The 25,702-nt window shown below is 65.3% G+C and carries 24 protein-coding genes, 2 tRNA genes and 1 pseudogene; 8 read left to right on the top strand and 19 right to left on the bottom strand.

The features are described 5' to 3' along the window. Positions 1–28: 28 nt before the first annotated feature. Both groL and GGD63_RS07665 read left to right on the top strand, forming a co-directional pair. Positions 29–1,669 (top strand): chaperonin GroEL, encoded by a 1,641-nt coding sequence (gene groL, locus GGD63_RS07670; protein WP_183240474.1) that lies wholly within the window; start codon positions 29–31, stop codon positions 1,667–1,669. A gap of 149 nt (positions 1,670–1,818) precedes the next feature. Continuing rightward, positions 1,819–2,102: pseudogene (locus GGD63_RS07665) on the top strand (GIY-YIG nuclease family protein). Between the two features lie 62 nt (positions 2,103–2,164). Here GGD63_RS07665 and lepB read toward each other — a convergent pair. From lepB to GGD63_RS07640, 5 genes are all read right to left on the bottom strand, one after another. After that, positions 2,165–2,911, bottom strand: a complete 747-nt coding sequence (gene lepB, locus GGD63_RS07660) for a signal peptidase I (RefSeq protein WP_183240472.1) — start codon at positions 2,909–2,911, stop codon at positions 2,165–2,167. 152 nt (positions 2,912–3,063) lie between these two features. Beyond that, the gene (locus GGD63_RS07655; RefSeq protein ID WP_183240471.1) at positions 3,064–4,227 is read right to left on the bottom strand and encodes a slipin family protein; all 1,164 of its coding nucleotides are present in this window, start codon (positions 4,225–4,227) and stop codon (positions 3,064–3,066) included. A 337-nt stretch (positions 4,228–4,564) separates the two neighbouring features. Next, positions 4,565–4,628: transfer RNA gene (locus GGD63_RS07650), tRNA-Ile, on the bottom strand. A gap of 4 nt (positions 4,629–4,632) precedes the next feature. Beyond that, positions 4,633–4,705, bottom strand: a tRNA-Phe gene (locus GGD63_RS07645). 188 nt (positions 4,706–4,893) lie between these two features. Then, positions 4,894–5,727 (bottom strand): LysR family transcriptional regulator, encoded by an 834-nt coding sequence (locus GGD63_RS07640; protein WP_183240469.1) that lies wholly within the window; start codon positions 5,725–5,727, stop codon positions 4,894–4,896. Positions 5,728–5,855: 128 nt separating this feature from the next. Here GGD63_RS07640 and GGD63_RS07635 point away from each other — a divergent pair, with 128 nt between their 5' ends. Together GGD63_RS07635 and GGD63_RS07630 are read left to right on the top strand one after the other, a co-directional pair. Continuing rightward, on the top strand, positions 5,856–6,452 hold the full coding sequence (locus GGD63_RS07635; protein ID WP_246785381.1) for a cysteine hydrolase family protein: 597 nt from the start codon (positions 5,856–5,858) through the stop codon (positions 6,450–6,452). A gap of 12 nt (positions 6,453–6,464) precedes the next feature. After that, positions 6,465–7,094, top strand: a complete 630-nt coding sequence (locus tag GGD63_RS07630) for a glutathione binding-like protein (RefSeq protein ID WP_183240465.1) — start codon at positions 6,465–6,467, stop codon at positions 7,092–7,094. Between the two features lie 7 nt (positions 7,095–7,101). Here GGD63_RS07630 and GGD63_RS07625 read toward each other — a convergent pair whose 3' ends face one another. Next, positions 7,102–8,190 (bottom strand): DUF2778 domain-containing protein, encoded by a 1,089-nt coding sequence (locus GGD63_RS07625; RefSeq protein ID WP_183240464.1) that lies wholly within the window; start codon positions 8,188–8,190, stop codon positions 7,102–7,104. A 654-nt stretch (positions 8,191–8,844) separates the two neighbouring features. On the opposite strand from GGD63_RS07625, the gene GGD63_RS07620 reads away from it, so the two are divergent. Together GGD63_RS07620 and GGD63_RS07615 are read left to right on the top strand one after the other, a co-directional pair. Further along, positions 8,845–9,366, top strand: coding sequence for a FecR domain-containing protein (locus tag GGD63_RS07620; RefSeq protein WP_183240462.1), 522 nt, complete (start codon positions 8,845–8,847; stop codon positions 9,364–9,366). Positions 9,367–9,440: 74 nt separating this feature from the next. Next, entirely contained in the window at positions 9,441–11,327 is a 1,887-nt protein-coding gene (locus GGD63_RS07615; protein WP_183240460.1) for a CHASE2 domain-containing protein, read from the top strand. A 77-nt stretch (positions 11,328–11,404) separates the two neighbouring features. On the opposite strand, the gene GGD63_RS07610 is transcribed toward GGD63_RS07615, so the two are convergent. From GGD63_RS07610 to GGD63_RS07595, 4 genes are all read right to left on the bottom strand, one after another. Further along, positions 11,405–12,907, bottom strand: a complete 1,503-nt coding sequence (locus GGD63_RS07610; protein ID WP_183240459.1) for a glycosyltransferase family 39 protein — start codon at positions 12,905–12,907, stop codon at positions 11,405–11,407. Between the two features lie 6 nt (positions 12,908–12,913). Beyond that, complete coding sequence (locus GGD63_RS07605) at positions 12,914–14,047, bottom strand: glycosyltransferase family 2 protein (protein WP_183240457.1); 1,134 nt, start codon at positions 14,045–14,047, stop codon at positions 12,914–12,916. Positions 14,048–14,286: 239 nt separating this feature from the next. Then, positions 14,287–14,490 carry a hypothetical protein gene (locus tag GGD63_RS07600; protein ID WP_183240456.1) on the bottom strand — a complete coding sequence of 68 codons (204 nt, stop codon included), beginning with the start codon at positions 14,488–14,490 and terminating at the stop codon, positions 14,287–14,289. Between the two features lie 90 nt (positions 14,491–14,580). Beyond that, positions 14,581–14,976 carry a hypothetical protein gene (locus GGD63_RS07595; RefSeq protein WP_183240454.1) on the bottom strand — a complete coding sequence of 132 codons (396 nt, stop codon included), beginning with the start codon at positions 14,974–14,976 and terminating at the stop codon, positions 14,581–14,583. A 104-nt stretch (positions 14,977–15,080) separates the two neighbouring features. Here GGD63_RS07595 and GGD63_RS07590 point away from each other — a divergent pair, with 104 nt between their 5' ends. Both GGD63_RS07590 and GGD63_RS07585 read left to right on the top strand, forming a co-directional pair. Continuing rightward, positions 15,081–15,917 carry a DUF72 domain-containing protein gene (locus tag GGD63_RS07590; RefSeq protein ID WP_183240452.1) on the top strand — a complete coding sequence of 279 codons (837 nt, stop codon included), beginning with the start codon at positions 15,081–15,083 and terminating at the stop codon, positions 15,915–15,917. 9 nt (positions 15,918–15,926) lie between these two features. Beyond that, the gene (locus GGD63_RS07585) at positions 15,927–16,388 is read left to right on the top strand and encodes a DUF488 family protein (RefSeq protein ID WP_183240451.1); all 462 of its coding nucleotides are present in this window, start codon (positions 15,927–15,929) and stop codon (positions 16,386–16,388) included. A gap of 124 nt (positions 16,389–16,512) precedes the next feature. On the opposite strand, the gene GGD63_RS07580 is transcribed toward GGD63_RS07585, so the two are convergent. From GGD63_RS07580 to GGD63_RS07540, 9 genes are all read right to left on the bottom strand, one after another. After that, the gene (locus GGD63_RS07580; protein WP_183240449.1) at positions 16,513–17,427 is read right to left on the bottom strand and encodes a PhzF family phenazine biosynthesis protein; all 915 of its coding nucleotides are present in this window, start codon (positions 17,425–17,427) and stop codon (positions 16,513–16,515) included. A 122-nt stretch (positions 17,428–17,549) separates the two neighbouring features. Next, positions 17,550–18,443 (bottom strand): amidohydrolase, encoded by an 894-nt coding sequence (locus tag GGD63_RS07575; RefSeq protein ID WP_183240447.1) that lies wholly within the window; start codon positions 18,441–18,443, stop codon positions 17,550–17,552. A gap of 22 nt (positions 18,444–18,465) precedes the next feature. Continuing rightward, positions 18,466–19,707, bottom strand: coding sequence for an MFS transporter (locus GGD63_RS07570; protein ID WP_183240446.1), 1,242 nt, complete (start codon positions 19,705–19,707; stop codon positions 18,466–18,468). 49 nt (positions 19,708–19,756) lie between these two features. Beyond that, a complete protein-coding gene (locus GGD63_RS07565) occupies positions 19,757–20,488 on the bottom strand; it encodes a GntR family transcriptional regulator (protein WP_183240444.1) in 732 nt (243 codons plus the stop codon). A gap of 143 nt (positions 20,489–20,631) precedes the next feature. Continuing rightward, positions 20,632–21,939: an adenylate/guanylate cyclase domain-containing protein gene (locus GGD63_RS07560; RefSeq protein WP_183240782.1), complete on the bottom strand. Its 1,308-nt coding sequence runs from the start codon at positions 21,937–21,939 to the stop codon at positions 20,632–20,634. A gap of 109 nt (positions 21,940–22,048) precedes the next feature. Beyond that, the gene (locus GGD63_RS07555) at positions 22,049–23,212 is read right to left on the bottom strand and encodes an ABC transporter permease (RefSeq protein ID WP_183240443.1); all 1,164 of its coding nucleotides are present in this window, start codon (positions 23,210–23,212) and stop codon (positions 22,049–22,051) included. Continuing rightward, positions 23,209–24,138 (bottom strand): ABC transporter ATP-binding protein, encoded by a 930-nt coding sequence (locus GGD63_RS07550; RefSeq protein ID WP_183240441.1) that lies wholly within the window; start codon positions 24,136–24,138, stop codon positions 23,209–23,211. The genes GGD63_RS07555 and GGD63_RS07550 overlap by 4 nt, the downstream gene beginning before the upstream one ends. Next, the gene (locus tag GGD63_RS07545; protein ID WP_183240439.1) at positions 24,135–24,923 is read right to left on the bottom strand and encodes an HlyD family secretion protein; all 789 of its coding nucleotides are present in this window, start codon (positions 24,921–24,923) and stop codon (positions 24,135–24,137) included. The genes GGD63_RS07550 and GGD63_RS07545 overlap by 4 nt, the downstream gene beginning before the upstream one ends. Then, positions 24,920–25,615 (bottom strand): TetR/AcrR family transcriptional regulator, encoded by a 696-nt coding sequence (locus GGD63_RS07540; protein WP_183240438.1) that lies wholly within the window; start codon positions 25,613–25,615, stop codon positions 24,920–24,922. The genes GGD63_RS07545 and GGD63_RS07540 overlap by 4 nt, the downstream gene beginning before the upstream one ends. Positions 25,616–25,702: the final 87 nt, after the last annotated feature.

Here is a 25,702-nt window from a genome sequence, read left to right as displayed (position 1 = left end):
CCGTCAAACACCTCAAGGAAAATTCCAGATGGCAGCCAAAGAAGTCAAATTCTCGGTTGAAGCGCGCGACAAGATGTTGCGCGGCGTCGACATTCTCGCCAACGCGGTGAAGGTCACGCTCGGTCCGAAGGGCCGCAACGTCGTGCTCGACAAGTCGTTCGGCGCTCCCCGCATCACCAAGGACGGCGTCACCGTCGCCAAGGAGATCGAGCTCGAGGACAAGTTCGAGAACATGGGCGCACAGATGGTGCGCGAAGTCGCCTCCAAGTCCGCTGACGCGGCCGGCGACGGCACCACCACCGCGACCGTGCTCGCGGCCGCGATCGTGAAGGAAGGCGCCAAGTCGGTCGCCGCCGGCATGAACCCGATGGACCTCAAGCGCGGTATCGACCTCGCGGTCGAAGCCGTGGTTGCGGACCTCCAGAAGAACTCCAAGAAGGTCACCTCGAACGAGGAGATCGCCCAGGTCGGCACCATCTCGGCCAACGGCGACGCGGAGATCGGCAAGTTCCTCTCCGATGCCATGAAGAAGGTCGGCAACGAGGGTGTCATCACCGTCGAGGAAGCCAAGTCGCTCGAGACCGAGCTCGACGTCGTCGAGGGCATGCAGTTCGACCGCGGCTACATCTCGCCCTACTTCGTCACCAACGCCGACAAGATGCGCGTTGAGATGGACGACGCCTACATCCTCATCAACGAGAAGAAGCTCTCCTCGCTGAACGAGCTGCTGCCGCTGCTCGAGGCCGTGGTGCAGACCGGCAAGCCGCTGGTCATCGTCGCCGAGGACGTCGAAGGCGAAGCCCTCGCAACCCTGGTCGTGAACCGCCTGCGCGGCGGCCTGAAGGTCGCGGCCGTCAAGGCTCCGGGCTTCGGCGATCGCCGCAAGGCCATGCTGCAGGACATCGCGATCCTGACCGGCGGCCAGGCGATCTCGGAAGATCTCGGCATCAAGCTCGAGAACGTCACGCTCAACATGCTCGGTCGCGCCAAGAAGGTGATGATCGACAAGGAGAACACCACGATCGTCAACGGCGCCGGCAAGAAGGCCGACATCGAGGCGCGTGTGGCCCAGATCAAGGCGCAGATCGAGGAGACCACCTCGGACTACGACCGTGAGAAGCTCCAGGAGCGTCTTGCCAAGCTCGCGGGCGGCGTCGCGGTGATCCGCGTCGGCGGCGCGACCGAGGTCGAGGTGAAGGAGCGCAAGGATCGCGTTGATGACGCGATGCATGCGACCCGCGCGGCTGTCGAGGAAGGCATCGTCCCGGGCGGCGGCGTCGCCCTGCTCCGTGCTTCCGAGCAGCTCAAGGGCCTGCGCACCAAGAACGACGACCAGAAGACCGGCGTCGAGATCGTGCGCAAGGCGCTGTCGGCTCCCGCTCGCCAGATCGCGATCAACGCCGGTGAAGACGGCTCGGTGATCGTCGGCAAGATCCTGGAGAACAAGACCTACAATTACGGCTTCGACTCCCAGACCGGCGAATATGCCGACCTCGTCAAGAAGGGCATCATCGACCCGACCAAGGTGGTCCGTACCGCGATCCAGAACGCTGCCTCGGTTGCCGCGCTGCTGATCACCACGGAAGCCATGGTCGCCGAGCTGCCCAAGAAGGGCGGCGCCGGCCCGGCGATGCCCCCCGGCGGCGGCATGGGCGGCATGGACTTCTGATCCAGCCGTTTAGGCAAAGTCGAGAAACGCGAAACCCCGGCAGCGATGCCGGGGTTTTTGCTTTTGTATTTTACACGCAAAAGTAGTATTACCGGTCATTCCGGGGCGCGACGAAGTCGCGAGCCCGGAATCCATTTCACCGCTTGCTCATGGCCTATTACGTCTACCTCCTCGCCAGCAAGAAATACGGCACGCTCTACATCGGCGTGACGAATGACATCGTCCGCCGTGTCCACGAACATAAGAGCAAAGTCGCCGCCGGTTTCAGCAAAAGATACTCTGTCGAGGCTCGTTTGGTTCGAGATTTACGACGACCCTCACCGCCATCGCACGCGAGAAGGAATTGAAGAAGTGGCGAAGGGAATGGAAGGTCCGGCTTATTGAGGAGAAGAATCCTCAGTGGATCGACCTATATCCACAAATTGCGAGCTGAGCTTGCGGATTGATGGATTCCGGGCTCAGCGCTTCGCGCTGCCCCGGAATGACGGCGTCGCCTCACTCAACCTTGCCCAGCCGCTCCACATGCGGATCGCCGTTCTCATCGAGTGACCAGAATATCCGCGTCACCTTGCCGATCAGATTGTCCATCGGGATGAAGCCCATCGCGCTCATCATCCGGCTGTCGGTGGAGTTGTCGCGGTTGTCGCCGAGCACGAAGAAATGGCCCGGCGGCACCGTGAAGACGTTGGTGTTGTCGAGGAAGCCGTTGTCGATGCAGTCGTAGGTCACATAGGACGCGCCGCTCGGCAGCGTCTCGCGCCAGCGTTTGACCTTCGCCTCGTCATCACCTCCGCAGGCGCTGCCTGCGAACACCTCCTTCAACGCCACGCGCGTCACCGGGCGGTCATTGAGGAAGAGCTGGCCCCGCCGCATCTGGATGCGGTCGCCGGGCAGACCGACCACGCGCTTGACGTAATCGACTGAGGTGTCCTTCGCCGTGCGAAACACGACGATGTCGCCGTATTCGGGGTCGGCGGCGAGGATGCGGCCCGAGATCCAGGACGGCGCGAACGGGAAGGAATAGCGGCCATAGCCATAGGCATATTTTGCGGCGAAGACATAGTCGCCGACGACCAGCGTCGGCGTCATCGATCCGGACGGGATGTTGAACGGCTGATACAGGAAGAAGCGAACCAGGAACGGCGGCGACCACAGCACCGGAATCAGCAGGATCAGGACAACAATCGCCTTCCATTCGCTGGATCGCGCCGCAGGGCGGATCGTTTGCTCAAGAGTGGTCATGCGCCTGCCTGATCAAGATCGTCATCATGAGATTACGCAGCCTGCGCGCGCGTGCAATCCCAAGCGAACTCCAATTGGTCGGGCGTCGCGCGGATCGCGTTCACCGCAAGCGATGCAGATGTGAAGGGCCGCCCGTGGGCGGCCCTTCCGTTTCATGCGCTCTCGGGCGCCTTCAGGCGCACGAGCCGGGTCAGGAGGGCGTCGAGGCCCTGGCCGTCGCCGGCATGGAGGTCGATGCGGCCGACCTTCTCGACCAGCCGCTCCAGCGACTCCAGCTCCTTGAGCCGCAGCAGCAGGGGGTTCTCCTCCATCAGGCGGGCGGTGTTCAGGAGCGAACGCGTCGCCGCGGTCTCCTCCTGCCGGCGGATCAGGTTCGCCTTCGCGACCCGCTCCGCCTCGACCACCTTGTTCACCAGTTCCCGGATCTCGCCGGGCAGGATCACGTCCTTGACGCCGAGCTCGGTCACCTCGACGCCAGACTCTGCGACGCGTGCACGCACATAGTCGCGCAGCTCCGCATCCAGCGCCGCCTTCGCAGACAGCACCTCGTCCAGCGTCCGGCCCGCGACCGCCTCGCGGATCGCGAACTGCACCAGGCGGTACAGCCACGCATCCACGTCGGGCACGGTCGCAACCGTCCGCTCGGGATCGACCACCTTACGGAACGCCGTCAGCGTCACCCGCAGCGCGATGCGATCCTTGGTCAGCATCTCCTGCGCGGTGATCTCGACCGCCTGGGGCCGCAGGTCGAGGCGCTTGACCTCGATCTTGCGGCCAACGGTCCAGAAGGCGTGCCGGCCGGGCGCGAGCCGCTCGGTGAGCCGGCCCTCGACATAGAGCAGGCCAGCCTCGTGGTTCTCGACCACCGTCTCCGACGTCACGGCCGAACGGTTGCGCTCGATCATGGCCAGATGCCGCGCGCTGACCTTGGGATCAGCGGACACATCGATGCGCTCGACATCGATGCGGGTCGCGACCTTCCAGTAGACGCGCGCCTGCCAAGGCGTCATCAGATGCACGGGCCGGCCGTCGAGGCTGACGATGGCGATCTCGTCCGCCTTGGTCTCGACCGCCTCGAACAGCTCGGCGGCAAGATCGGGCCGCGCGGCCTTCAGCACCGCGTAGCGCTCCGCGGGAAATTCGCTGCGGACCACGTCGAGCACCTCGGCCTTCAGCTCGTGCAGGGGATCGAACAGCCGGTGCTTGCCGGGCGCGAGCACGCGCACGAGCTGCCCGTTGCGCGTGAGCAACGCACGCTCGCCATCCTTCACCGTCACGTTCAGCATCAGCAAATGCCAGGTCTTTTCAGAAGTCATGGCACACGCCTCCTTCGTTTGCGCCCGGCCGGATGCCGGACGACAGGTTTCGTCTGCAAAGGATTTGAGGACGCGGACGACGCTTCCTGAAAAATCGGCGGGCCGGGGCTTGAGCTTGCCTGACGACGGGCGCACGCGCGCGATCGCGCGAGAAGTGTCGCGCGGCCGTGCGGAGCCACCCGGCATCAGCGCAAGCGGTATCGACCCGCGGCGCAAAGCCGGTCTCACAGTGTCTAGGTTCGGACGGAAAGCCTTGCGGCAAAACGGCCGGACTGCGACTGAAGCGCGCGTCCGGTCCCCTTCAGAGGAATCAGCTTTTCAGGCTGAAACGGAGCGCTGGAGCGGGATTCGAACCCGCGTCACGATGATTATCATTCACCTGCTCTACCACTGAGCTATCCTTCGTGGAGCAAGAGACCGGAATCGAACCGATGCCTTCGAGCTTTTGGCCCGATGCTCTCCATGAGCCACATCCTGCGTCTTCATTCGGCGGAACACGAAACCGGAGACCGGCCCGCGCCAGTCGGGATCTCAGAGAGCCCGAACCCATGGCCTAGCGAAGGACGGCGCTAATAGACCAGGCACGTTCGGGTTGCAAGGGGCAGGCTCAAGATTTTTCGTCGCAGCTCGCGCACTGTGACGCGGTCGTCACACCGCGACGTGGCGTCAACTGCGCGACATCTCCTGGAAACACGCCCTCACCCAGTCGATCGTCACGCGTGTCGCCGGATCGCGCTTGAGGTGGTTTTGCACCAGCAGCCACACGTCGCGCCGCTTCGGCAGCAGCGTGGCGCTCAGGCGGCGATCGCCGAGCAAGTCCGCGCAAACATACTCCGGCAACACACCGGCGGCCTGATGCGCGCGGATCAGATTACGGATGACGCGAACGTTGTCGGTGACGCAGCGCGCGCGGGCATTCTTCGTGCGCAGGAATTGCATCTCGGGAATGGCCCCGAGCTCGTCCGGATAGGCGCACAGCATCGACTCGCCCTCGGTCGTATCAGGCTCGAAATAATAGATCCGGATATCGCCGAGCTTTGAGATCGCGAAGTCGCCCTTGTCGGGTTTGCGCAGGCGGATGGCGAGATCGGCCTCCCAGCGCGAGAATTTGACGTTCTCGCTCGAGGTGAGGAATTGCAGCGTCAGGCCGGGATTGGCACGCAGGAAGTCGCTCGCGCGCGGCGACAGCACCTCCTCGGCGACCGTGTTGGTGGAGGCGATGCGCAGGCGTCCCACCGGACCTTCCAGGCTCTCACTGAGGCGACCGATCTCGGCGGCATGTGCGGCCATCGCCTCGACATGCGCCAGCACCGCCTCGCAACTCCGCGTCGGCCTGCGGACGCCGTCGGCGGCCTCGAACAAACGCAAACCGAGCGCGCGCTCGATGCGCGACAGCCTGCGCCCGACCGTCGTCTCGTCGATGCGCAGCCGCGCGCTGGCGCCCGCGTAGGTGCCCTCGTCCCTGACGGCAGCGATGATGCGCAGGTCGTCCCAATTCATTGCGCGAGGTTATACCGGCTGGGCGCGGCCTGCAATATCGCAGCTACCCGCTGCAATATCCCTGCATATCGGCAGGCATTCCCGGGGCTATGTTTGGCGAGCCTTTTGCCCCGGAGATTTTCAAGACCATGACGACGACCGCAAAGACCCTGCTGCAGCTCGCCGGTGCCGATCTCAACCCACCGCGTCTTGCCGACGCCGCGCTGGTGCTGATCGATATCCAGAACGAATATCTCGAAGGTCCTCTCGCTTTGCCCGACGCGAGACCTGCGATCGCGCGGGCGGCTGCGCTGCTGGCACGGGCGCGCGAGAGCGGAGCTGCGATCATCCACATTGCCCATCGCGGCAAGGCCGGCAGCCTGTTCGATCGCGACGCCGAGCGCGGCGCCATCGTCACCGAGCTCAGGCCCCGTGCCGGCGAACTGGTGATCGAGAAGGAGTTGCCTAATGCGTTTGCCGGCACCGATTTGCAGGCACGCCTTGCCGCAACCGACAGGAAGAACATCGTCCTGGCCGGCTTCATGACGCATATGTGCGTCAGCTCGACGGCGCGCGCCGCGCTCGACCTCGGCTTTCGCACGACGATCGACGCCGATTCCTGCGCCACGCGCGACCTGCCGGACGGCCGCGGCGGCACGCTGGACGCTCGGACCATCCATGAGGTTGCACTCGCCGAGCTATCCGACCGCTTCGCCATCATCGCGCGCGGCGATGCACTGAAATAACGGAGCAACGCGATGCTGCAACTCTATTTCTCGCCGATGGCGTGCTCGCTTGCGAGCCGTATCGCGCTGATGGAAGCAGGCCTGGACGCACGCTATCATCTGGTGCATCTCAGGACCAAGCAGGTCGCGGACGACGACAGCGACTTTCGCACCGTATCGCCGAAGGGTGCGGTGCCGGTCCTCGTGCTCGAGAACGGCGAGCGGCTGACCGAATGCGCGGCGGTGCTGCAATACATCGCCGATCTGAAACCGGAAACGGGACTTGCGCCGCGGTTCGGCGATCCCGATCGCTATCGCCTGCAGGAATGGCTGAGCTTCATCGGCGCCGAGATCCACAAAGCGTTCCTGTTTCCGACCTTCTGGTACAAGGACGACGGCTCGCTCGCCAAGCCGCGCGCACGAATCCCGCAGACCTTGTCGGTGCCATCAGCGCATCTTGCGAACCGCGAATTCCTCGTCGGCAACAGCTTCACCGTCGCGGATGCCCATCTCGCCTGGGCCTTGCTGCTGCTCCGTCCGGCAGGAGTCGACATCGCGCAGTGGCCGTCGCTATCGGCGTATCTCGAACGCATGCAGGCGCGGCCCACCGTGAAGGAAGCGATCGCAACCGAGATGGCGCTGCGCAAGACCTTGGCGGCCTAGACGCGGATCACTCCACGCGCGCCAGCACCGCGAGCTTGCGGATGCCCTTGTTGCGGTAGGCGTCGAGGAATGCGTAGTAATCCCTGAACGACACGCAGCCGTTGGAATCGCCGTTCGGCCCGAGCATGAAGGTGTGCGCGAGCAGGCCGTCGCGGCCATAGATCGCGCTCTCGCCGCCTACCGGGGTCAGGCGCAGTGCCGGCACGCCGTGGAACAACGCCTCGCGCGGCTTCAGCGTATAGATGTGCGGCGGCGTCACGCCGCGCATGCGGGTGCGCTGCGAGCGTGGATCGTCGAGGTTGGAGCCGAGGCCGGAATGCGCCTCGAGCCTGGTGCCGTCGGGCAGATACACCGTCTTGGCGGTGATGTCGTAGACCGCCGTGTCGCGCTCATAGGGCGGCGCGCCGCCGAGCATGGGATTCTGTTCCTTCGGCGCGATGGCTGACGTCACGCTGGCATCGGCCGAGGCATAGGCCAAAAGTCCGCCGGACGGCTCACGCTTGCCCCAGAGCTTTTCCACCATCGACTGGCGCGGCCCGGTGATCGACATCACCGCGGCCTTGGCGCGGTCGGCGAAGGACTTTGGTTTTGCCTCGGGCGCCGGCACGATCTCGGCCGGGTCGGCCGAGGCGAGCTGCATCTGGCCCTCGGGCGCACGCTTGGCCTTGTCCGCAGTCTTGTCGGTGGTCTTGTCAGTGTTCTTGGCCGCCGGCTTCAGCGCTTCCGCAACCTTGGCGATCACGCTCTGCTTCGGGGCGTCTTTGGCTGCCGCAACCTGGGTCGCGGGCGCGGCGCTCGCCGCATTCGACGGCACGCCCTGCGTCGCGGCCGCGGCAAAGCGCTCGTTGAACATCTCGCGGGAGATCGGTGCCGCGACCTGGAGGCGGTCGGGCAGCAGGGCAAAGGTCTCGTTGATGGCCTCGCTGGCCTCGCGCAGCACCACCCTGGGCGCGCGCTTGATCACCGGCTCGTCGTAGCCAATGCTGCCGACGGTCGGATAGACGCTCGCGCCAAAGATGTTGCTGTGGATGGTCCAGCCGGCGCCCATCACGACGCAGCCGATCGCCGCGGCGCCAAGCCAATTGGTGGTCGTCATTTTCCGGGAAGGCTTCCGAAGAGAATTCTTGCCAGGATTTTTGGACTTCCGTGCCGCGTTACTCTGCGCAGCGATACTCGTACTCATTCGCCTTGCGTCCAGGACGGTGTCACTCAGTCCCCCTTCAAAGTGCCGCTGGTCACGATCCGGGAACAGCATCTCGCAGAGGGTCGGAGCGTCATTAAGGCGACTTTTAGTTAAATGCGGATTAAGTTCGGGCAGATGTGGGGCAACTCGTTAACGCTGTCTCATTCTGAGAAAAAAGCCCGCAGAACTACGGACTTAGTCGCGTTTGTTAACCATAATTCTCGGCTGGATCGAGCGATCAGCGGACGTCTTACGGCCACCTCTCTAGGCGCATCCAACCAAGTCATTTTCGTGGTCTTCAATACCCGGAAGATAGCGAGGAAGCATTGCGCGAGGCTGGTGTGTCCGGCTCCGCCTTCGCCTCTCCCCGTAAGAACGGGGCGAGGGAGAAGGGTCGGTTGCTCACGCGGCACGGCGCCCTGACTGAAAGTTGATCGCACCTGACTGGAAAATGCCGCAGCGAGAAAATAGCTGCGAGAAGCGGCACTATTCAGCAGCCTCTGCGTGTGATACGGTACCGTATCAGCATCGCCTTGAACTGTGCCGAGCACGCTAACGGAGGCTGGCATGAAAGGGATCGCACGCGCCGGATTCATTGCACTGGCGTGGACGTCGTTGTTGATGGGATACGCGGCTGCCCAGCCGGCGAGTGTGGGGTGCACGCCGTCACCCTCCGCAGCCGGAACACAGACCTGGCGCTGCGACAACGGCATCACGATTGTTGCGGAGAATGGCGCCAGATTTGAACTTAAGGACGCCAACCGCGACGGACATATTGACTCCGTGGAGTTGAGCAGCAAGGCGCTGCTCGTCGATGTGCCCAGGAAGCCCGGCGGAAATCCTTTCAAGGTGCTGACACCGCGGGCGATCGCCGCGGTACGCGGCACGAAATGGGCCGTCGATGTCGCAGAGGCCAAGACCGCGGTCTTCGTCGCCGACGGCCGTGTCGGCGTCTCCCGCAGGAGCGGCGGACGCGGCGTCGTGCTCGGACGGGGCGAAGGCGTCGATGTCGAGGCGACCGGCCCGTTGACCGTCAAGACCTGGGGCCAGCCGCGCGTCGATGCGCTGATGGCGAGACTCGGTCAATAGGGCTGGGTCAACAAGGCTCCGACAATTGAGGCGCGCGCAGCAAGGCCCGGGCGACAACAAGATTGCATCACGTAATGACTAGACGCGTTCAGATTCTGGTGGCCCTCGTCCTCACCGCGCTGTGGGGTGCCGGCATCTATGCGGCCCACGCCAACGGTCATCTGCGCTTTCTCGACCGCCTCGAGGCGACGCTGACGGATTGGCGGACGCAGGTCCGCGGCGTGCAGGCGCCGCCCGATCTCGTGACCATCGTCGCGATCGACGACACCGTCGTCAAACGCGGCGGCAGCTATCCGCTGCCGCGCGCCGATCTCGCCCGCGTCGTCGACACCATCGTGCAGTTCAAGCCGAAAGTCATCGCCATCGACCTCTTGCTGGTCGACCGCAGCGCCGCGATCGGCGATGCCACGCTGGCCAACACACTTGCCACCGGTCCCATGGTGCTTGCTGCCGCGGCGATCTTCCCGAGCGCCAGCGAGACCGTGGCCCCAAGCAGCCAGGGCCCCCTCGCCGTCCTGCCGCAAGCCGAACGCTTCCTGCTGCCGCTGCCGGCGTTTGCCGACCATGCCGAGGTCGGCGTCGTCAACGTCGCCACCGGGCAATCGGGCTCGCCGCTTTCGGTGCCGATGCTGTTTCGGACCCACGACAAGGTCGAGCTGTCATTCCCCTTGCGCGTCGCAACCCGCGCGCTCGACAAGCCGCTGACGATCGCGCCGGACCGTCTCATGCTGGGCGACCGCGCGGTGCCGACCGACAGCGACTTCGCGCTGCCGATCACTTATTACGGCCCGCGCCGCACCATCCGCACCGTGAGCGCACAGAGCATCTTCGACGGCACGCTCAATCGCGCGGCGATCGAGAACCGCATCGTGGTGATCGGCGCCTCGGTCGCCGGCGGCGGCGACTTCTATCCGACGCCGTTCGATTCCCTCATGCCCGGCGTCGAGGTGATCTCTACTGCGATCACGCATCTCGTCGCCGGCGACGGCATCGTGCGCGACCACAAGGTTCATGTTGCCGACGCGCTCACCGCGATCCTGCTGCCGGTGCTGCTGGTGGGGCTGCTCGCCTGGCGGCGCAGCGCGCTCGGCATCATGGCGGCCGCCGTGGTAATGATCGCCTGGGCCGGGCTCAATTTGTTCGCCTTCACGCACGGCGTCTGGCTCAACGCCGCGACCACGCTCGCAGCAACGGTCCCGCCGGTTGCGGTCTTTGCCGGCGTGCAGCTGTGGGCGGGAGGCCGCAAGGCCCAATATCTCACTGCCAAGAGCAGGTCGCTGGCGCAGTTCCAGGCGCCGGCGGTGCAGGAATGGCTGGCGCGCGATCCCGATTTCCTGGCCAAGCCGGTGCGGCAGGACGCGGCCGTCGTCTTCATCGATCTCTCGGGCTTCACCGCGCTCAGCGAACGGACCGATCCCGACGCGTTGCGGGACATCCTGAATGCGTTTCACGCGCGAGTCGATCAGGCGGCGACCGCGTGCGGCGGCATCGTCACCGGCTTCCTCGGCGACGGCGCCATGATCCTGTTCGGCCTGCCCGGCGCGATGCCTGACGATGCGGCGCGCGCGCTCAAATGCGCCATCGAGCTGCATCGCAGCGTCGACCGCTGGATCGCTTCGCTGCCGCCCGCAGTCGGGGATCAGCTCGGCTTCAAGATCGGCGCCCATTGCGGCCCCATCGTCGCCTCGCGCCTCGGCGGCAGCCATCAGCACATCACAGCGACGGGCGACACCGTCAATGTCGCGAACCGGCTGATGGAGGTCGCGGCCCAGAACGGCGCGTGCCTCGCGCTGAGCGATACGCTGCTGGATGCGGCCGACTACCTCGGCGCCCCCGACAGCACGTTGAAAGGCCCGCTGCGCACGCAGGTCCGCGGCCGCTCCGGCACGGTCGCCGTCTGGTTCTGGCGCGACGAGAGCAAGCCGGGCGCGGCGGCCACCCAAGCAGAGATATCCGGCTGAATCGCCACCGCTCTGCGCCCAAAACTCGATGTCGTCCCGGCCTAGCCGGGACGACGATGTGGAGGCAGCGCGGCCTGCTACCGCGCTTCCGGCGGCGGCGAGCGGTCGAGCACGTCGCCCCTGGCGTCTTCGAGCAGATCGATGCCGTAGGTCTCGACCACGAGCGGGCCGCGCTTGCGCTGCAATTGCGCGATTTGCGTCACCTTCGCAAAGAGCTCGTCGAGCGCGGGATGGCCGCCTGCGCGCAGCTCGTCGACATAGAGCAGCTTGCCGGCGAGCAGCTTGGGATCGGGCTCGGGCATGTTGACCCAGCGGATGCGCTGGTTCTGCTGCACCACGCAGGTGCCGCGCGGCAGGTAGAAGGCGAGCCAGCCCGTGGTGCCGTAATCCGGCGCGAGCACGCAGGTCGCACCATTGCGCGCGCGCTCGGCTTCGATTTGTGCGGCGAGCTCGCGCCAGCCAACGCCGACGCTGCGCACGGTTGCGTCGCGGCGATAGCCCGACAGCCAGCCGGTGTTGGCCTGCACGATCAGCGCTGCAAACATCACTATGCCCACGGGCGCGGCCCAGCGCAGGCAGAAGTCCGCCAGGCGCCGCTGGCGCGGCTTCCACTGCACGAGGTTGGCGGCGGCCGCGGCCGCGATGACGAAGGGCGGATAGACCGGCGCAAACCAGTTGGCCTCGACGCGGGCATGCAGCGAATGCCAGACGAAATAGGCGACGATGGTCCAGAACATCGTCTCGATCAGCACGCGCGAAGCCAGTGCGCCGGCCCGGTGCCAGGTCAGCGCATGCAGGCCCATCGCGCCGAGGATGAAGACCAGCGGGGTCGCGAACGCGATCTGGGTCGGGATCAGCTCGGCAATGAAGACGGGACGGAAGTCCTCGATCCTGGCGCGGCCGAGCTGCTTTGCGAACGAGACCCATTGGTGGTCCGCGTTCCAGAAAATCACCGGCGAGAACAGCGCCAGCGCAACGAGGCCGCCGAGATAAGGCCAGGGCGAAAGAAACCAGCGCCTGAGCTTCGGCACGGACGCGAGCCAGATCAGGATGGCGGCGCCAAAGAACATTGCGGTGTATTTCGACAGCAGCGCCGCGCCGACCGCGGCGCCGACCGCAAGCCACCAGACGCCACGCCCGGTCTCCAGCACCTTGGCGAGGAAGAACAGCACGAAGCTGGAGGCGACCAGCAGCGGCGCATCGGGCGTCACGATCAGCGTGCCGACCGAGGCCAGCAGCGTCACGTTGAGCAGGATGGCGCTGGTCGCCGCGACGCGCGCCCCGCCGAACAGGATCGCCGCGGAGCGGTAGATCGCATAGCTCATCGGCAGCGCGAGCAGGATCGAGACCAGGCGGCCGCCGAGCTCGGTGTCGCCGGCGATCATGGTGCCGGCGCGGATGACATAGGCGACCATCGGCGGGTGGTCGTAATAACCCCCGGCCAGGTGCTTCGACCACATCCAGTAATAGGCTTCGTCGAAAGTGATAGGCGTGAAGGCGGCCGCGACGAGCCGCAGCGCCACCAGCGCGAAAATCACCAGCGCGGTGTTACGGACGATCCGCGCGTCAGCTCCGCCCATCGTGAGCTATTTCTTGCGCCAGACGAACAGTCCGGACATCGCGTAATTCCACACCACGCCCATCAGCGCGCCGGCCAGGCCGGCCAGCCACCAGATCGGCTCCTGGTCGTAGACCGAGAAGGCGACGCCGACATTGGCGAGCAGGCCGACGCTGCACACGATGTAGAAGGCGATCAGGCCGCGCAGCAGCGCAAAGCCCTTCAGCCGCTGGTCGCGATAGGTGAGGAAGTTGTTGAGGATGAAGTTGCTGGTCATGGCCACGATGGCGCCGGCAGCCTGCGCCTCCGCGAACGGCGCCTTGAACAGCTGAAGGGCGATGAACAGCGTGGCGAGATGCACCACGAGGCCGATGCCGCCGACCATCGCGAACAGGATGAAGCGCAGCGAGACGATGTCGTTGGTCAGCTTGGCCAGCACCAGACCGAGGAAATCGAGCGCGACCATGGAATCGAGCTTGCTCTCGCCGTGCTGGCGCGCGCCGAAGGTGTAGGGAATCTCAACCGCCCGCAAGGTGCCGTGCGCGGTCGCGACGACATCGAGCAGGATCTTGAAGCCGTGCACCGACAGTTTTGGCGCGAGCTGCTCGAAACGGTCGCGGCGGATCATGAAGAAGCCGCTCATGGGATCGGCGATCTCGACCCGCAGCATCTTCCTGGCGACCTCGGTCGCCAGCGCGCTGGCGCCGGCGCGCTGCTTGTTGAAACCTTCGCTCTTGTAGCCCTCGATATAGCGGCTGCCGACCACGAGCTCGGCCTGGTCGCTGGCGAGCAGCAACAGCATCTTCGGCAGTTGCGTCTCGTCGTGCTGGAGGTCGGCGTCGATCACGGCCACATAGGGCGCGCTGGAGGCCAGGATGCCCTCGATGCAGGCCCCCGACAGGCCGCGGCGGCCGATGCGGCGGACGCAGCGCACGCGGCTGTCGCGCTGCGCCAGCGCGCGCACGACGTCCCAGGTGCCGTCGGGCGAATTGTCGTCGACGAACACGACTTCCCAGGCGACGTTGACGAGCGTCGCCTCCAGGCGCCGGTACAACACCGTGACATTGTCGCGCTCGTTGAAGGTCGGGACGATGACCGACAGTTCCGGCCCCTCTTGAGCCTGCGGCGGATGGTCGGAGCCCGGTCTGATCGCTTCATTCATGACGGCAGCGTATATCCGCCGCGTCCGGCGCTGCCAAGCCGGGGTTTCCAAGGGGGCGGGCCAAAAGGGGCCTAAAATGCCAACGACCCCGGAACGGCGGACCGCGCGTACATCCGGCGCAGGCCCAAGCTATTCCAAGGTCGTCCCAGCGCCGGAGTTTTTCGCTCAACGTCGCCGTTAGAACCTAAATGGGGACGACAAAGGCGCTTCGCAAGGGGCAAAAGGGTCGATTTCGCGCCCTATTGGTTGGGGACTTCCCGGATGATCGGTCCTCGCGGCGCGGGCGCGGCAGGGGCTGCGGGCGCCGCAGCAGGGGCCTGCTCGACCTTGGCCGGCCTGGGGGGCTTGCCGTACTGGCCGATCGGCCCGAAGACGAAGGCGACTGCGAGCACGACCGCCGCGACGATCGCGCCCAGAATGCCACCCACCGACTCAGACGACATGGAAACCGCATCCCTGTTCCAGATGCGGCGAGTGATACCACGGATGAACGCGGCGCCGGAAGGGCCACGGGACCACAGTGGTCAATCGGACTATTTCTGCGGCGGCCTGTGCTTGACGAAGGCCGTCACAATGTCCTTCTGCGCCGACTCGACCGCCCTGTTCGCGGTCGCGAGATGGGCGCCCGCATCGATGTTCGGATATTGGCTGGTGAGATAGTCCAGCATGGCCACCCGGTAATATTGCCGCTCCGACCGACAGGCGCCCGCGACCGAGCGGCCGAAATCCTGCTCCGACAGGCCCTGATTAGAGTCGCGCGAATATTCCCGCGCCAGGCAATGCCAGTAATCGTCGCGGCCCTGCATGGCGAGCTTCTGCGCGTTCTTGTCGTCGTCATCGTCGGCCATGGCACCTGACGTCATGGCGCCAGACGTCATGGCAGCAGATGTCATCATCATGAGCGCCGCTCCCACCATCAGCATCCGCATCTTGTTCTCCTTCTGCGCAGATGATCTGTGCGAGCTTAGACGGGACGCGGCAACTGGCCAATCACAACCGGTTTGATTAGGATGCCCGCCTCCCCTCCACGTCGATGCGAGATCCTTCCGTGGCCAAAGCAAAAACCGCGTCCAAAAAATCCGGCAACATCTTCATCGGCATCGGCGGCTGGACCTTCGAGCCCTGGCGCGGCGTGTTCTATCCGGAGAAGCTGACGCAGGCGAAGGAGCTGTCCTATGCGGCCTCGAAGCTGACCTCGATCGAGATCAACGGCACCTATTACGGCTCGCAGAAGCCGGAGAGCTTTCGCAAATGGGCGAGCGAGGTGCCCGATGGCTTCGTGTTCTCGGTGAAGGGACCGCGCTTTGCCACCAATCGCCGCGTGCTGGCCGAGGCCGGCGATTCCATCAAGCGGTTCTATGATTCCGGCGTGCTGGAACTCGGCGACCATCTCGGTCCCGTGCTGTGGCAGTTCGCGCCGACCAAGAAGTTCGACGGCGCCGATTTCGGCAAGTTCTTGGAGCTGCTGCCGCGCAAGCTCGACGGGCGCGCGCTGCGCCACGTGGTCGAGGTCCGCCACGACAGCTTCTGCACGCCGGACTTCGTCGCGCTGATCCGCGAATTCGAGACGCCGGTGGTGTTCGCCGAGCACGGCAAATATCCGGCCATCGCCGACGTTGCCGGCGATTTCGTCTATGCGCGGCTGCAGAAGGGCAATGACGAGATCAAGACCTGCTATCCGCCGAAGCAGCTCGATGCCTGGGCTGAGCGCTTCAAGGATTGGGCTTCGGGCGGTGAACCCGACGACCTGCCGAAGATTGACAAGGCAAAGCCGAAGAAGGAGCCGCGCGACGTGTTCGCCTATGTCATCCACGAGGGCAAGGTGCGCGCACCGCACGGCGCCATGGAACTGATCGCGCGGGTGAGCTGAGGATGGTTCATGGCAAAGGCGAAGAAGCTCTTCACGATCGGCTATGAGCAGACGCCGCCCAAGGCGGTGCTGGACGAGCTCGAAGACGCCGGCGTCAAGCTCGTCGTCGACGTGCGCGCGGTGACGTCATCGCGCCGGCCGGGCTTTTCCAAGAAGCAGCTGTCCGCAGGACTCGACGAACGCGGCATCGCCTATATCCATCTCGCCGCACTCGGCACGCCCAAGGAAGGCCGCCTCGCCGCACGCAGCGGGCAATACGACGTGCTCGAGAAGATCTACTCAAAGCACCTGAAGACGCCGCAGGCGAAAGAAGAGATGGACGTGCTCTCGGCGCTGGTGAAGAAGGCAGGCCCGGTGTGCCTGCTCTGCTACGAGCGCGACCACACCCACTGCCACCGCCAGATGATCGCGGAGATCATCGAGGAGCGCGATGGAGTGACGGTGAAGAATCTGGCGGGGCGGCAGGTGTAGCCGCCTGTCATTCCGGGGCGCGCCTCTTGGCGCGAGCCCGGAATCCATCGAGCGGCAGGGATGGTGGATGAATGGATTCCGGGCTCGCGACTTCGTCGCGCCCCGGAATGACGTGTGGAGAGACTCACCCCTCCCCCGCCAACCTAAACGTCCCCTCCATCATCTGCACGCAACTGCCGCCGACATGGGCGGAGACGATCTTGCCGTCCTGCTTGCGCACGCGCGTCAGCAGCAAGCTCGGCCGGCCCATGTCAAAGCCCTGGCCGACCGTGAGCTTCAACTCGCCCTCGCGCGTGGGATCGAGATCGGCGAACAGTGCCGCCGCTGCGACTGTCGCGCTGCCGGTGGCGGGGTCCTCGGCGAGGCCGCCGGCACCGCGCATGAACATCCGAGCCTGCCGCTCGCTAGGCGCCTCCGCCGCGGGCACATCGCGCGTGTAGAACCACACCGAGCGGGCGTCGTCGCGCGGCAGGACCCTGCCGAACGCAGCCGCGTCGGGCCTGGCACGCTTGAGCGCATCGCGCGAATGCACCTCCGCCACGAGGAACGGCGTTCCGACGCCGACGACTTGTGGCGCATGGTGATCGGTCCTGATGTCATCAGCCGTCAAGGAGATGCAGGCCGCAACGTCAGCGGCTGAAACCTCCGCCAGCCGCGACAGCGGCTGCGGCGCGGTGAGCTCGGTACTGATCACCCTGCCCTGCTCGCGCACGATGTCGACCGAGACCAGCCCCGCCTTCTCCTCGAACAGCAGGCGCGGCTTCGGCTCCTTGGCAAGGCTCGCCAGCACGAAGGAGGTGCCGACATTGGGATGGCCCGCGAACGGCATCTCCCGGACCGGCGTGAAGATGCGCACCTCGGCATCATTGGCCTTGTCGCGCGGCGGCAGTACGAAGGTCGTCTCGGAATAGTTGAATTCGGTGGCGATCGCCTGCATCTGCTGCGTCGTGAGTCCGCCGGCGTCGAGCACCACGGCGAGCTGGTTGCCGCCGAAGGCGCGGTCGGTGAACACGTCGACGGTGACGTAGCGGCGCTGCATCTGCACTTCCCCATGCAAGTCGCGGCCACAACCGGCCGCATCGCGCGGCAGTCTACAAGCCGAAAACATCGCTCGTCATGCCCCAAAATTGAGTGCAATCGGAGCAATCGCGGAAAGAGCTTTTAGAAGCGAAAGAGCTGACGTGGCGAGGCGAGCACTTGCGCACGCTCGCTCTTGTCGGCGATCAGCGCATGGAGAAATTCCCGGTTCTTCGCGTAAGTCTGGGTCGCCTCGAACTGCGTGTGCGGCCAGTCGCTGCCCCACAACAGGCGATCGAGGCCGTAGGCGCTGCACAGCTGCGGATAGGCCTGCTTTGCAAACTCCTCGCCGGCCGCGCCGTTGCGATACGGCGCCGAGATCTTGACCCAGACGTTCTTCGTCGCCCCCAGCTTCAGCACCGACTGGAAGCCGGGATCGGCGATGCCGAGCTTCGGATCGGGCAGCGTGTAGTGATCGAGCACGAGGGTGACGCCGTGATCGAGCAGCCGCGGCGCAAGCGCGGCGAGATCGGCCGCGTTGCGCTGGATCTCGACCTGCCAGCCCATCGCTTTCACGTGCCCGAGCAGCGCCTTCCATTCGCCGGCCGCGAGATCGGGCAAGGGCTGGCCTACCAGATTGAGGCGGATGCCGGCGACGCCGGCACGGTCGAGCGTGCGCAGCTCGTCCACGGACACCGAGGGATCGACCACGGCGATGCCGCGCAGGCGCCCATTCGCCTGCTTCAAGCACTCGACCAGGTAGGAGTTGTCCGTGCCGAGAAAGCTTGGCTGCACCAGCACGCCATGGGTCATGCCGTTGCGGTCGAGCTGCTCCAGATAGAGCGCCAGCGGCGCATCGTAGTCAGGCGCATAACGCCTGCCAGATGCGAGCTTGAGACCGCGATGGAAGACATGGGCATGGGTATCGATCGTCGGCAAGGCCGCCTCACTCCTGGCTGTGGTCGCGGCCACTGTGACGAGCGACGCGAGACCCGCGCCAAACCGGCGGCGCGTGAGGCCGCGTGAGACGAATGTCATGGCGCTTGCTCCCCATCCGTCGTCAGGCGCGCGTTGCCGCGGTCTGTTCAAACACCTTGCCGCGGGTTTCGGGCAACAGCAGCACCGCGATCAGCACCAGCGAATAGGCGAATGCCGCATCGATGCCGATCGCCGGTCCAAGTCCGATGTGATCGCTGAGGAACCCGACCAGGAACGGGAACGCGGCGGAGACGATGCGGCCGAAATTGTAGCAGAAGCCGACGCCGGTGCCGCGCACGCCGGCCGGATATAGCTCGCTGAACAGCGCCGCCATGCTGGCCGGGATCCCGGCGGAGAAGAAGCCGAGCGGGAAGCCGAGCACCAGCATCTGACCATTCGTCAGCGGCGCGAAGATGTAGATCAGCACCGTGACGATGCAGGCAGTGGCGAAGAAGGCGACGTTAGCCCGGCGCCCGATGCGGTCGCTGATGATGCCGCTCGTCACGCAGCCGCAGAAGAAGGCGACGATGATGACGGCGAGATAGCCGCTCGAGCCCAGCACCGACAGGTGCCGCACTTCGCGCAAATAGGTCGGCAGGAAGGTGGTGAGCGCGGCATAGCCGCCATGGGCGCCGATGCCGAACAGGCCGCCGATCAAAGTCGAACGCAGCACGTCGCGATGGAAGATGCCGGAGAGCGTGGCGAAGAGCGGCGTCTTCTCGGCTGCAACGGCGCGCGGCGGCTCCTTCAAGCCGCGGCGGATGAAGATGATGAGCAGCGCGGGCAACAGCCCGAGCGCGAACAAGAGCCGCCAGGCCATGTCGGCCGGCGCATAGGTGAAGACCAGTGCCGAGAGCAGCACGGCGGCGCCCCAGCCCACGGCCCAGGCGCTCTGCACCGAGCCAAGCGCCTTGCCGCGATGCTCGGGCCGGATGATCTCGGCCATCAGAACCGCGCCGCAGGCCCATTCGGCGCCGAAGCCGAGACCCTGGATCGCCTTCAGAACCAGCAGCTGGGTATAGGTCATCGCGAAGGCGCAGGCGAAGGTCGCGAGCGCAAACGTAGCCACCGTGATCTGCAGCGCCTTGACGCGGCCGAAGCGATCGCCGAGCGCGCCGCCGAACCAGCCTCCGAAGGCGCCGAAGAACAGTGTGATCGAGCCGAGCAGACCGGCATCGGCCTTGCTGATGCCGAACGCCGCGATCAGCGCGGGGATGGCGAGGCCGAACATCTGGACGTCGAGCGCATCCAGCGCCCAGCCGCCAAAGCTTGCCCAGAACGTGCGCCGCTCCAGCGGCGAGCTTTCGCTGTACCAGTTCGACATGTTTCCTACCCCTGTACTCGTTATTGCTTGGTGACGTTGAAGAGCCGCTTCACCGGATCTCGGCGTGATACCGGAAGCGGTCGGCCGGCCCGCGCGACCTGCGCCATTCGATCGGTCGTCGCTCGAGGTCGAGCGCGAGGCGCTCGATCACGATCAGCGGCGCATGGGCCTCGAGCCTGAGCAGGCGCGCCTGCATCTCGTTGGCGGTCTCGACGGTCAGGATTTCCTCGGCGGAGACCACGACCTCGCCGCAGCGCTCCTCGTAGAGCGGATACAGCAGGTCGCCGAACTCGGCGGTGTCGATCTCGAGGATCGGCGCGAAGCGCGACTGCTGCAGCCAGATCTCCTCAGCGAGCAACGGCACGTCGTCGATCAGGCGCAGGCGCGACAGGCTGATCACGGGCTCGCCGACGGGGATGCGCAGCGCGGATGCGACCGCCGACGTCGCCGGCACGCTTCTGCGGCGGATGGTGCGGCTTTTCGGCACGCGCCGCTCGCCGCTCTCGGACTGGAAGCGGAAGAAGCGGAACAGCGAGGAATTGAAGCGCGCGCGGCGCACGAAGGTGCCGCGGCCCTGCTGCCGCTCCAGCACGTTATCGCTGACGAGCTGGTCGATCGCCTTGCGCACGGTGCCGATGGCGACGCCGTAATACGCAGCCAGCTCGGCCTCTGATGGGATCGGCTCGCCCGGCCGCCACTCATTGCGGTTGATCCGCGCGGCGAGATCGTCGCGCAGGCGCTGGTAGCGTGGCAGGCGGTCGTCGAGCGGCGCTGGATTCATATAGTCATATAGATGACTAGATGAGATGGGAGTCAAGCACTACCAAAATACCTCACATCATTGAACAGCGCGCGAGGCGTGAGGCCGGTCGGCGGACTTTTTCACCACGCGTTCAACGACACGCGAGCTCTAGCGGAAGACGTCTACCCCAGCTGAAACACCGCCACCTTCTGCTCGTAGCCGCGCACCTCGACCTCGCCGAGCGCGACGGCATCGTTGCCGTCTTCGCCCAGCGCCTCGCGCACGGATGCGGAGATCAGCAGCTGTGAGCCGAAATCCTTGTTCAGGGCTTCCAGGCGCGACGCAAAATTCACGGTGTCGCCAATCACCGTGTATTCCTTGCGCCGGGGCGAGCCGATATTGCCGGCGACGACCTCGCCGAAATGGATGCCGATGCCGATCCTGAGCGGCCAGCTCGTCTCCGCGTTGATGTGGTCCATCGCGGTCAGCATCTCGCGGCCCGCGGCGACCGCGCGGTGCGCGGCGTCGGATGCCTCCAGCGGCGCCCCGAACAGCGCGAGAAAGCCGTCGCCCAAAAACTTGTTCACGATGCCGCCGTGGCGGTCGAGGATGTCGACCAGCACCGCGAAGGCGCCGTCGAGCCGGTCGACGACCTCCTGCGGGGTGCGCGACTGCGCGCCGGCGGTGAAGCCGCGGAAGTCGACGAACATCACCGCGACGCGGCGGACGTCACCGCCCGCGCTGGTTCCTGCCGCCATCAGCCGTTCCACAACTTGCGGCGAGACGTGTTGGCCGAACAGGTTGGTCACGCGGTCGCGCGCGGTGGCGGCTGCGATGCTCGCGGCGAACTGGCGGCGGAGCTGCGCGCCGACGGAGCCTGCGAGCACGCCGCAGACCAGGATCACGGTGCTGCGCACAACGTGGAAGTAGATCAGCGGCTCGCCGGCGTCGTTCACCGAGTTGTAATACAGCGCGACAGCCAGGAGCTGGGCTCCAGCCACAAATCCCGTGAACGTCGACAGCCAGAAATCGAGCCGCAGCGTCGAAAGAATGACGAAGATGAAATAGACCAGCGGCAGCACGAAGCCGAGCGCGGGCCCAGCACCCATGCTGCGGATCTGCAGGATCAGGATGATCGTCGGCAGCGACGTTTCGATGAAGGCGCCGACATAGCGCCTGATCACCGGGAGGTCGCGATCGAGCTTCAGGTTTCGCCTGATCTGGCCGTGAACCCAGGCTTCGAAGAGGATGAAGCCTCCTAAAAGGATGTATTCGCGGACGAGGCCCTCCGTCCCGCGCCAGACCCGGTTCACGAGAGCAGGGTCGATCAGGTAGGTCGAGGTGAGGAACAAGACCATGACACAGCCGGTGATGATCAGTGTCCGCACCCGCAACAGCTCGGTGCGCAGCACCTCCCTCGTCAGCTCGCGCTCAAAGTCCTCCGATAGCACGGCGTGCTGCCGCGACTTCCTGCTCGCAAACCGGACCATCATTCCCCCTGGTCATTCCGGGGGCGCGACCCTGTCGCGAACCCGGAATCTCGAGATTCCGGGTTCGATGCTAACCCATCGGCCGGAATGACATCGAGGTCAGTTTGCCTCAATCCAGCGTGCGGCGGAAGCGCGTCACGGCGATGGTCATGGCGATCAGCATCAGGGCGGCCAGCGCCAGCGTATCAAACCGCAGGTTCGGCATGGTGGCACCCTTCAGCATGATGGCCCGGACGATGCGCAGATAATGCGTCAGCGGCAGGCATTCGCCGACATATTGCGCCCAGGCCGGCATGCCCGCGAACGGGAACATGAAGCCGGACAAGAGAATGCTCGGCAGGAAGAACATGAACGACATCTGTATGGCCTGCAGCTGATTCTGCGCGATGGTGGAGAACGTGTAGCCGATCGCGAGATTTGCGGCGATGAACAGGGTCGAGAGTGCCGCAAGCAGGAGCAGATTGCCGAGCACCGGCACGCCAAACAGGAACACTCCGATATTGACGATCAGGAAAGCCTGGATGAAGCCGACCAGGATGTAGGGAACGATCTTGCCGATCATCACCTCGACAGGCTTGATCGGCATCGACAACAGGCTCTCCATGGTGCCGCGTTCAATCTCGCGCGTCACCGACAGCGCCGTGAAGATCAGCATCGTCATGGTGAGGATGGTGCCGACCAGTCCCGGTACGATGTTGAGCCGCGATTCCGCAGCCGGATTATAGCGCGCATGCGCCCGGATCTCGAACGGCAGTGCCGGCGCATCGCCGATATAGAGATCGTGCTGGAGCGCGGTCTGCATGATCATCCCGAGCGAGCCGAGTGCGGAGCTTGCCGCGACCGGATCGGTCGCATCGGCTGCGACCAGCAGCGCCGGCTTGTCGCCGCGCCGCACCGCGCGCTCGAAGCCGCGCGGGATCTCGACGCCGAACAGGACCTTGCCGGACTTCAGCAGATTGTCGAAATCGTCGACGTCGTGCACTTCGTAGACGAAGCGGAAATAGGCGGTATTCTCCAACGCCTTCAGGACCGAGCGGGCAAGATCAGACTCCTCCTGCAGCAGCACTGCGCTCGGCAGATGGTGCGGCGTGGTGTTGATGGCATAACCGAACAGGAGAAGCTGCATCACCGGGATCGCCACGATCATCGCGAACGAGACCCGGTCCCGGCGAAGCTGAATGAACTCCTTCGCCATCATGGCATAGGAACGGCGCCAGAAGCCGAAGCGGTCGCGGATCTCCCGCACAGGGCCGGTTGCACGGATGGTGCTCATTGGAAATTGTCCCTGGAGCGGCCCATCAGCTCGATGAAGACGTCCTCCAGCGATGGCGCCGATTTCTGCCAGTGCAGGCCGCTCTTCTCCCGCCACGGCGCGATGCTGGCTTCGAGTGCCGCGACGTCACGACCCGAGACGTGCAACGAGGTGCCGAACGGGGCCACCATGTCGACCCCGGGCTTGCCGGCGAGCTCGGCGGCGAGGCCGTTCAACTCGCCCGTCACGGTATAGGTCGTCAGCGCCGACTTCGCGATCACCTCCTCCACCGTGCCGTGCGCGAGCAGATGGCCGTAGGCGATATAGGCGATCTCGTGACAACGCTCGGCTTCGTCCATGTAATGGGTCGAGACCAGCACGGTGAGGCCGTCGGCGGCGAGTGCATGGATCTCGTTCCAGAAATCGCGCCGCGCCTTGGGATCGACGCCCGCGGTCGGCTCGTCCAGGAGCAGCAATTGCGGATTGGGCAGCGTGCAGGCACCCAGCGCCAGCCGCTGCTTCCAGCCGCCGGAGAGTTCGCCCGCAAGCTGCTCCTCGCGCCCCGAGAGCCCGAGCCGCTTGATCATGTCGCGCGCGGCGCCGCGGGCGTCAGCGAGGCCATAGAGCCGCGCGACGAATTCGAGATTCTCGCGCACCGACAGGTCCTGGTACAGGCTGAACCGCTGCGTCATGTAGCCGACCTGGCGCTTGATCTTCTCGGCATCGCGCCGGATATCGTAGCCGAGGCAGGTGCCCTCGCCGCTGTCGGGTGTGAGCAGGCCGCAGAGGATGCGGATGGTGGTGGTCTTGCCCGAACCGTTGGGCCCGAGGAAGCCGTAGATCGAACCACGCTTCACCTGCATCGACAGATCATGCACGACCTCGCGGCCGCCGAATGACTTCGTCAGGCCCTTGACGTCGATCGCGATGCCGTTGCCGCCGTTCATCGCTTGTCCGCCACTGGAGTCTTGGGATTGAGGTAGACGTTGATCGGCTGCCCCACGCGCAGGGCATCGGGCCGCGAGGGCCGCGCCTGGATCAGATAGACCAGCTTGTTGCGCTCCTCGAGGCTGTAGATGACAGGCGGGGTGTATTCGGCCGAGGTCGCGATGAAGTAGATCTTCGCGGTGAGATCGGCCGCGCAATTGTCGCAGGCGATCCGCACCGTGTCGCCGATCGCAAGCTTCGGCAGCTCGGTCTCCGGCACGAAGAAGCGCAGCTTCATGTTGCCGGGCGGCATAATGGAGAGCACCGGCCGCTGCGCCGCCACCATCTCGCCCTCGCGGAAATAGATCTGCTGGATCGTGCCGGCGACGGGCGCAAAGCCCTTGCGCCGCGCCATCCGCGTCTCCGACGTCGCCACCCGCGCTTCTGCGACCCGCAAGGACGACACGGCAGAGTCGAGATTGGCCTGCGTGCCCGACCCGGTCTTGTTCAGCGAGGCCGCACGGTCATAGGTCTGCTGCGCATTCGCCAGCGTCGCCTTGTTCTGGTTGAGGTCGGCGAGCTGGAGGTCGTCGTCGACGGAATAGAGCTGATCGCCGACCTTGACCTCGTCGCCCTCGCGCACGCTCAGCTTCGTCACCCGGCCCGCTTCATCCGGGCTGACATAGATCATGTCGGCCTCGACCCAGCCCTGGAAACCGGGATCGCGCTTCTCATTGCAGGCAGCAAGGCCGGTTGCGAGCACGAGCGCCAACGCAAATGCAGAAAATACCCGCGACGACGTCATGTCGTCCTCCGTTCGCCAAAAATCAAATCAAGATGGACGCGCAGCATGTCCTGCGCGTCGAGCGGCGCATGCCGTGCAAACAGGCTCTGCCAGATCACCGCGATCATCGCGGGCGCGACCAGGATCTGCGGATAGCGCGCGAGCTCCTTGTCGCGGATCTCGCCGCGGGTGATGCCGAGCTCGATCAGCGCGCGCATGGCGGCGATCCCGCGCGAGACCACCTCGCGGTAGTAGAAGTCGGCGACCGAGGGAAAGCGCGGCCCCTCCGCCACGATCAGGCGCACGAGATCGCCGCGCCGCGTGCCGATCACCTCCTTGAGGAAGTTGCCGGCGAAAGCCTCGATCAGGTCGCGCACCGAGCCCGCCGGCGGCGGCAGCGCCGTCAGCCGCGCCACCACAGGCACGATGACGATACGCACCAGCTCCTCGAACATCGATTCCTTATCCCTAAAGTGCAGGTAGATCGTGCCCTTGGCGACGCCGGCGCGCTTGGCGATGTCATCGAGCCTGGTCGCGGCAAAGCCGCGGGCGATGAATTCCTCCATCGCGGCGTCCACGATTGCCGCACGTCGCTCCGCCGCGCGCGTGGCGCGGTTCGAGGCGGGCACCTCCACGTTGCCAGCAGGCGCTGCGCCCTTCGCGCTGGCGCGGGTTGCGGACGGCAAGGCGGTTTGGGTCGGCTTCCTGGTCATCTGTGATACATGACTGACTAGTCAGTCATAGTCAACAGCCCTATTCCAGCGAATGAATTAGTGTTGACTAATGCATTAGCGACCGCT

It is taken from the genome of Bradyrhizobium sp. cir1, from assembly GCF_014198245.1.
Taxonomy (GTDB): Bacteria; Pseudomonadota; Alphaproteobacteria; order Rhizobiales; family Xanthobacteraceae; genus Bradyrhizobium.
The sequence above is the reverse complement of the archived record's forward strand: the minus strand, read 5'-3'. Positions and strand labels throughout refer to the sequence as shown.

What these genes read in the sequence shown, in the direction of transcription:
- groL (WP_183240474.1), top strand. Translation starts at nt 29, where the DNA reads ATGGCAGCCAAAGAAGTCAAATTCTCGGTTGAAGCGCGCGACAAGATG.
- lepB (WP_183240472.1), bottom strand. Translation starts at nt 2,911, where the DNA reads ATGACCACTCTTGAGCAAACGATCCGCCCTGCGGCGCGATCCAGCGAA.
- GGD63_RS07655 (WP_183240471.1), bottom strand. Translation starts at nt 4,227, where the DNA reads ATGACTTCTGAAAAGACCTGGCATTTGCTGATGCTGAACGTGACGGTG.
- GGD63_RS07640 (WP_183240469.1), bottom strand. Translation starts at nt 5,727, where the DNA reads ATGAATTGGGACGACCTGCGCATCATCGCTGCCGTCAGGGACGAGGGC.
- GGD63_RS07635 (WP_246785381.1), top strand. Translation starts at nt 5,856, where the DNA reads ATGACGACGACCGCAAAGACCCTGCTGCAGCTCGCCGGTGCCGATCTC.
- GGD63_RS07630 (WP_183240465.1), top strand. Translation starts at nt 6,465, where the DNA reads ATGCTGCAACTCTATTTCTCGCCGATGGCGTGCTCGCTTGCGAGCCGT.
- GGD63_RS07625 (WP_183240464.1), bottom strand. Translation starts at nt 8,190, where the DNA reads ATGACGACCACCAATTGGCTTGGCGCCGCGGCGATCGGCTGCGTCGTG.
- GGD63_RS07620 (WP_183240462.1), top strand. Translation starts at nt 8,845, where the DNA reads ATGAAAGGGATCGCACGCGCCGGATTCATTGCACTGGCGTGGACGTCG.
- GGD63_RS07615 (WP_183240460.1), top strand. Translation starts at nt 9,441, where the DNA reads ATGACTAGACGCGTTCAGATTCTGGTGGCCCTCGTCCTCACCGCGCTG.
- GGD63_RS07610 (WP_183240459.1), bottom strand. Translation starts at nt 12,907, where the DNA reads ATGGGCGGAGCTGACGCGCGGATCGTCCGTAACACCGCGCTGGTGATT.
- GGD63_RS07605 (WP_183240457.1), bottom strand. Translation starts at nt 14,047, where the DNA reads ATGAATGAAGCGATCAGACCGGGCTCCGACCATCCGCCGCAGGCTCAA.
- GGD63_RS07600 (WP_183240456.1), bottom strand. Translation starts at nt 14,490, where the DNA reads ATGTCGTCTGAGTCGGTGGGTGGCATTCTGGGCGCGATCGTCGCGGCG.
- GGD63_RS07595 (WP_183240454.1), bottom strand. Translation starts at nt 14,976, where the DNA reads ATGCGGATGCTGATGGTGGGAGCGGCGCTCATGATGATGACATCTGCT.
- GGD63_RS07590 (WP_183240452.1), top strand. Translation starts at nt 15,081, where the DNA reads ATGCGAGATCCTTCCGTGGCCAAAGCAAAAACCGCGTCCAAAAAATCC.
- GGD63_RS07585 (WP_183240451.1), top strand. Translation starts at nt 15,927, where the DNA reads ATGGCAAAGGCGAAGAAGCTCTTCACGATCGGCTATGAGCAGACGCCG.
- GGD63_RS07580 (WP_183240449.1), bottom strand. Translation starts at nt 17,427, where the DNA reads ATGCAGCGCCGCTACGTCACCGTCGACGTGTTCACCGACCGCGCCTTC.
- GGD63_RS07575 (WP_183240447.1), bottom strand. Translation starts at nt 18,443, where the DNA reads ATGACATTCGTCTCACGCGGCCTCACGCGCCGCCGGTTTGGCGCGGGT.
- GGD63_RS07570 (WP_183240446.1), bottom strand. Translation starts at nt 19,707, where the DNA reads ATGTCGAACTGGTACAGCGAAAGCTCGCCGCTGGAGCGGCGCACGTTC.
- GGD63_RS07565 (WP_183240444.1), bottom strand. Translation starts at nt 20,488, where the DNA reads ATGAATCCAGCGCCGCTCGACGACCGCCTGCCACGCTACCAGCGCCTG.
- GGD63_RS07560 (WP_183240782.1), bottom strand. Translation starts at nt 21,939, where the DNA reads ATGGTCCGGTTTGCGAGCAGGAAGTCGCGGCAGCACGCCGTGCTATCG.
- GGD63_RS07555 (WP_183240443.1), bottom strand. Translation starts at nt 23,212, where the DNA reads ATGAGCACCATCCGTGCAACCGGCCCTGTGCGGGAGATCCGCGACCGC.
- GGD63_RS07550 (WP_183240441.1), bottom strand. Translation starts at nt 24,138, where the DNA reads ATGAACGGCGGCAACGGCATCGCGATCGACGTCAAGGGCCTGACGAAG.
- GGD63_RS07545 (WP_183240439.1), bottom strand. Translation starts at nt 24,923, where the DNA reads ATGACGTCGTCGCGGGTATTTTCTGCATTTGCGTTGGCGCTCGTGCTC.
- GGD63_RS07540 (WP_183240438.1), bottom strand. Translation starts at nt 25,615, where the DNA reads ATGACCAGGAAGCCGACCCAAACCGCCTTGCCGTCCGCAACCCGCGCC.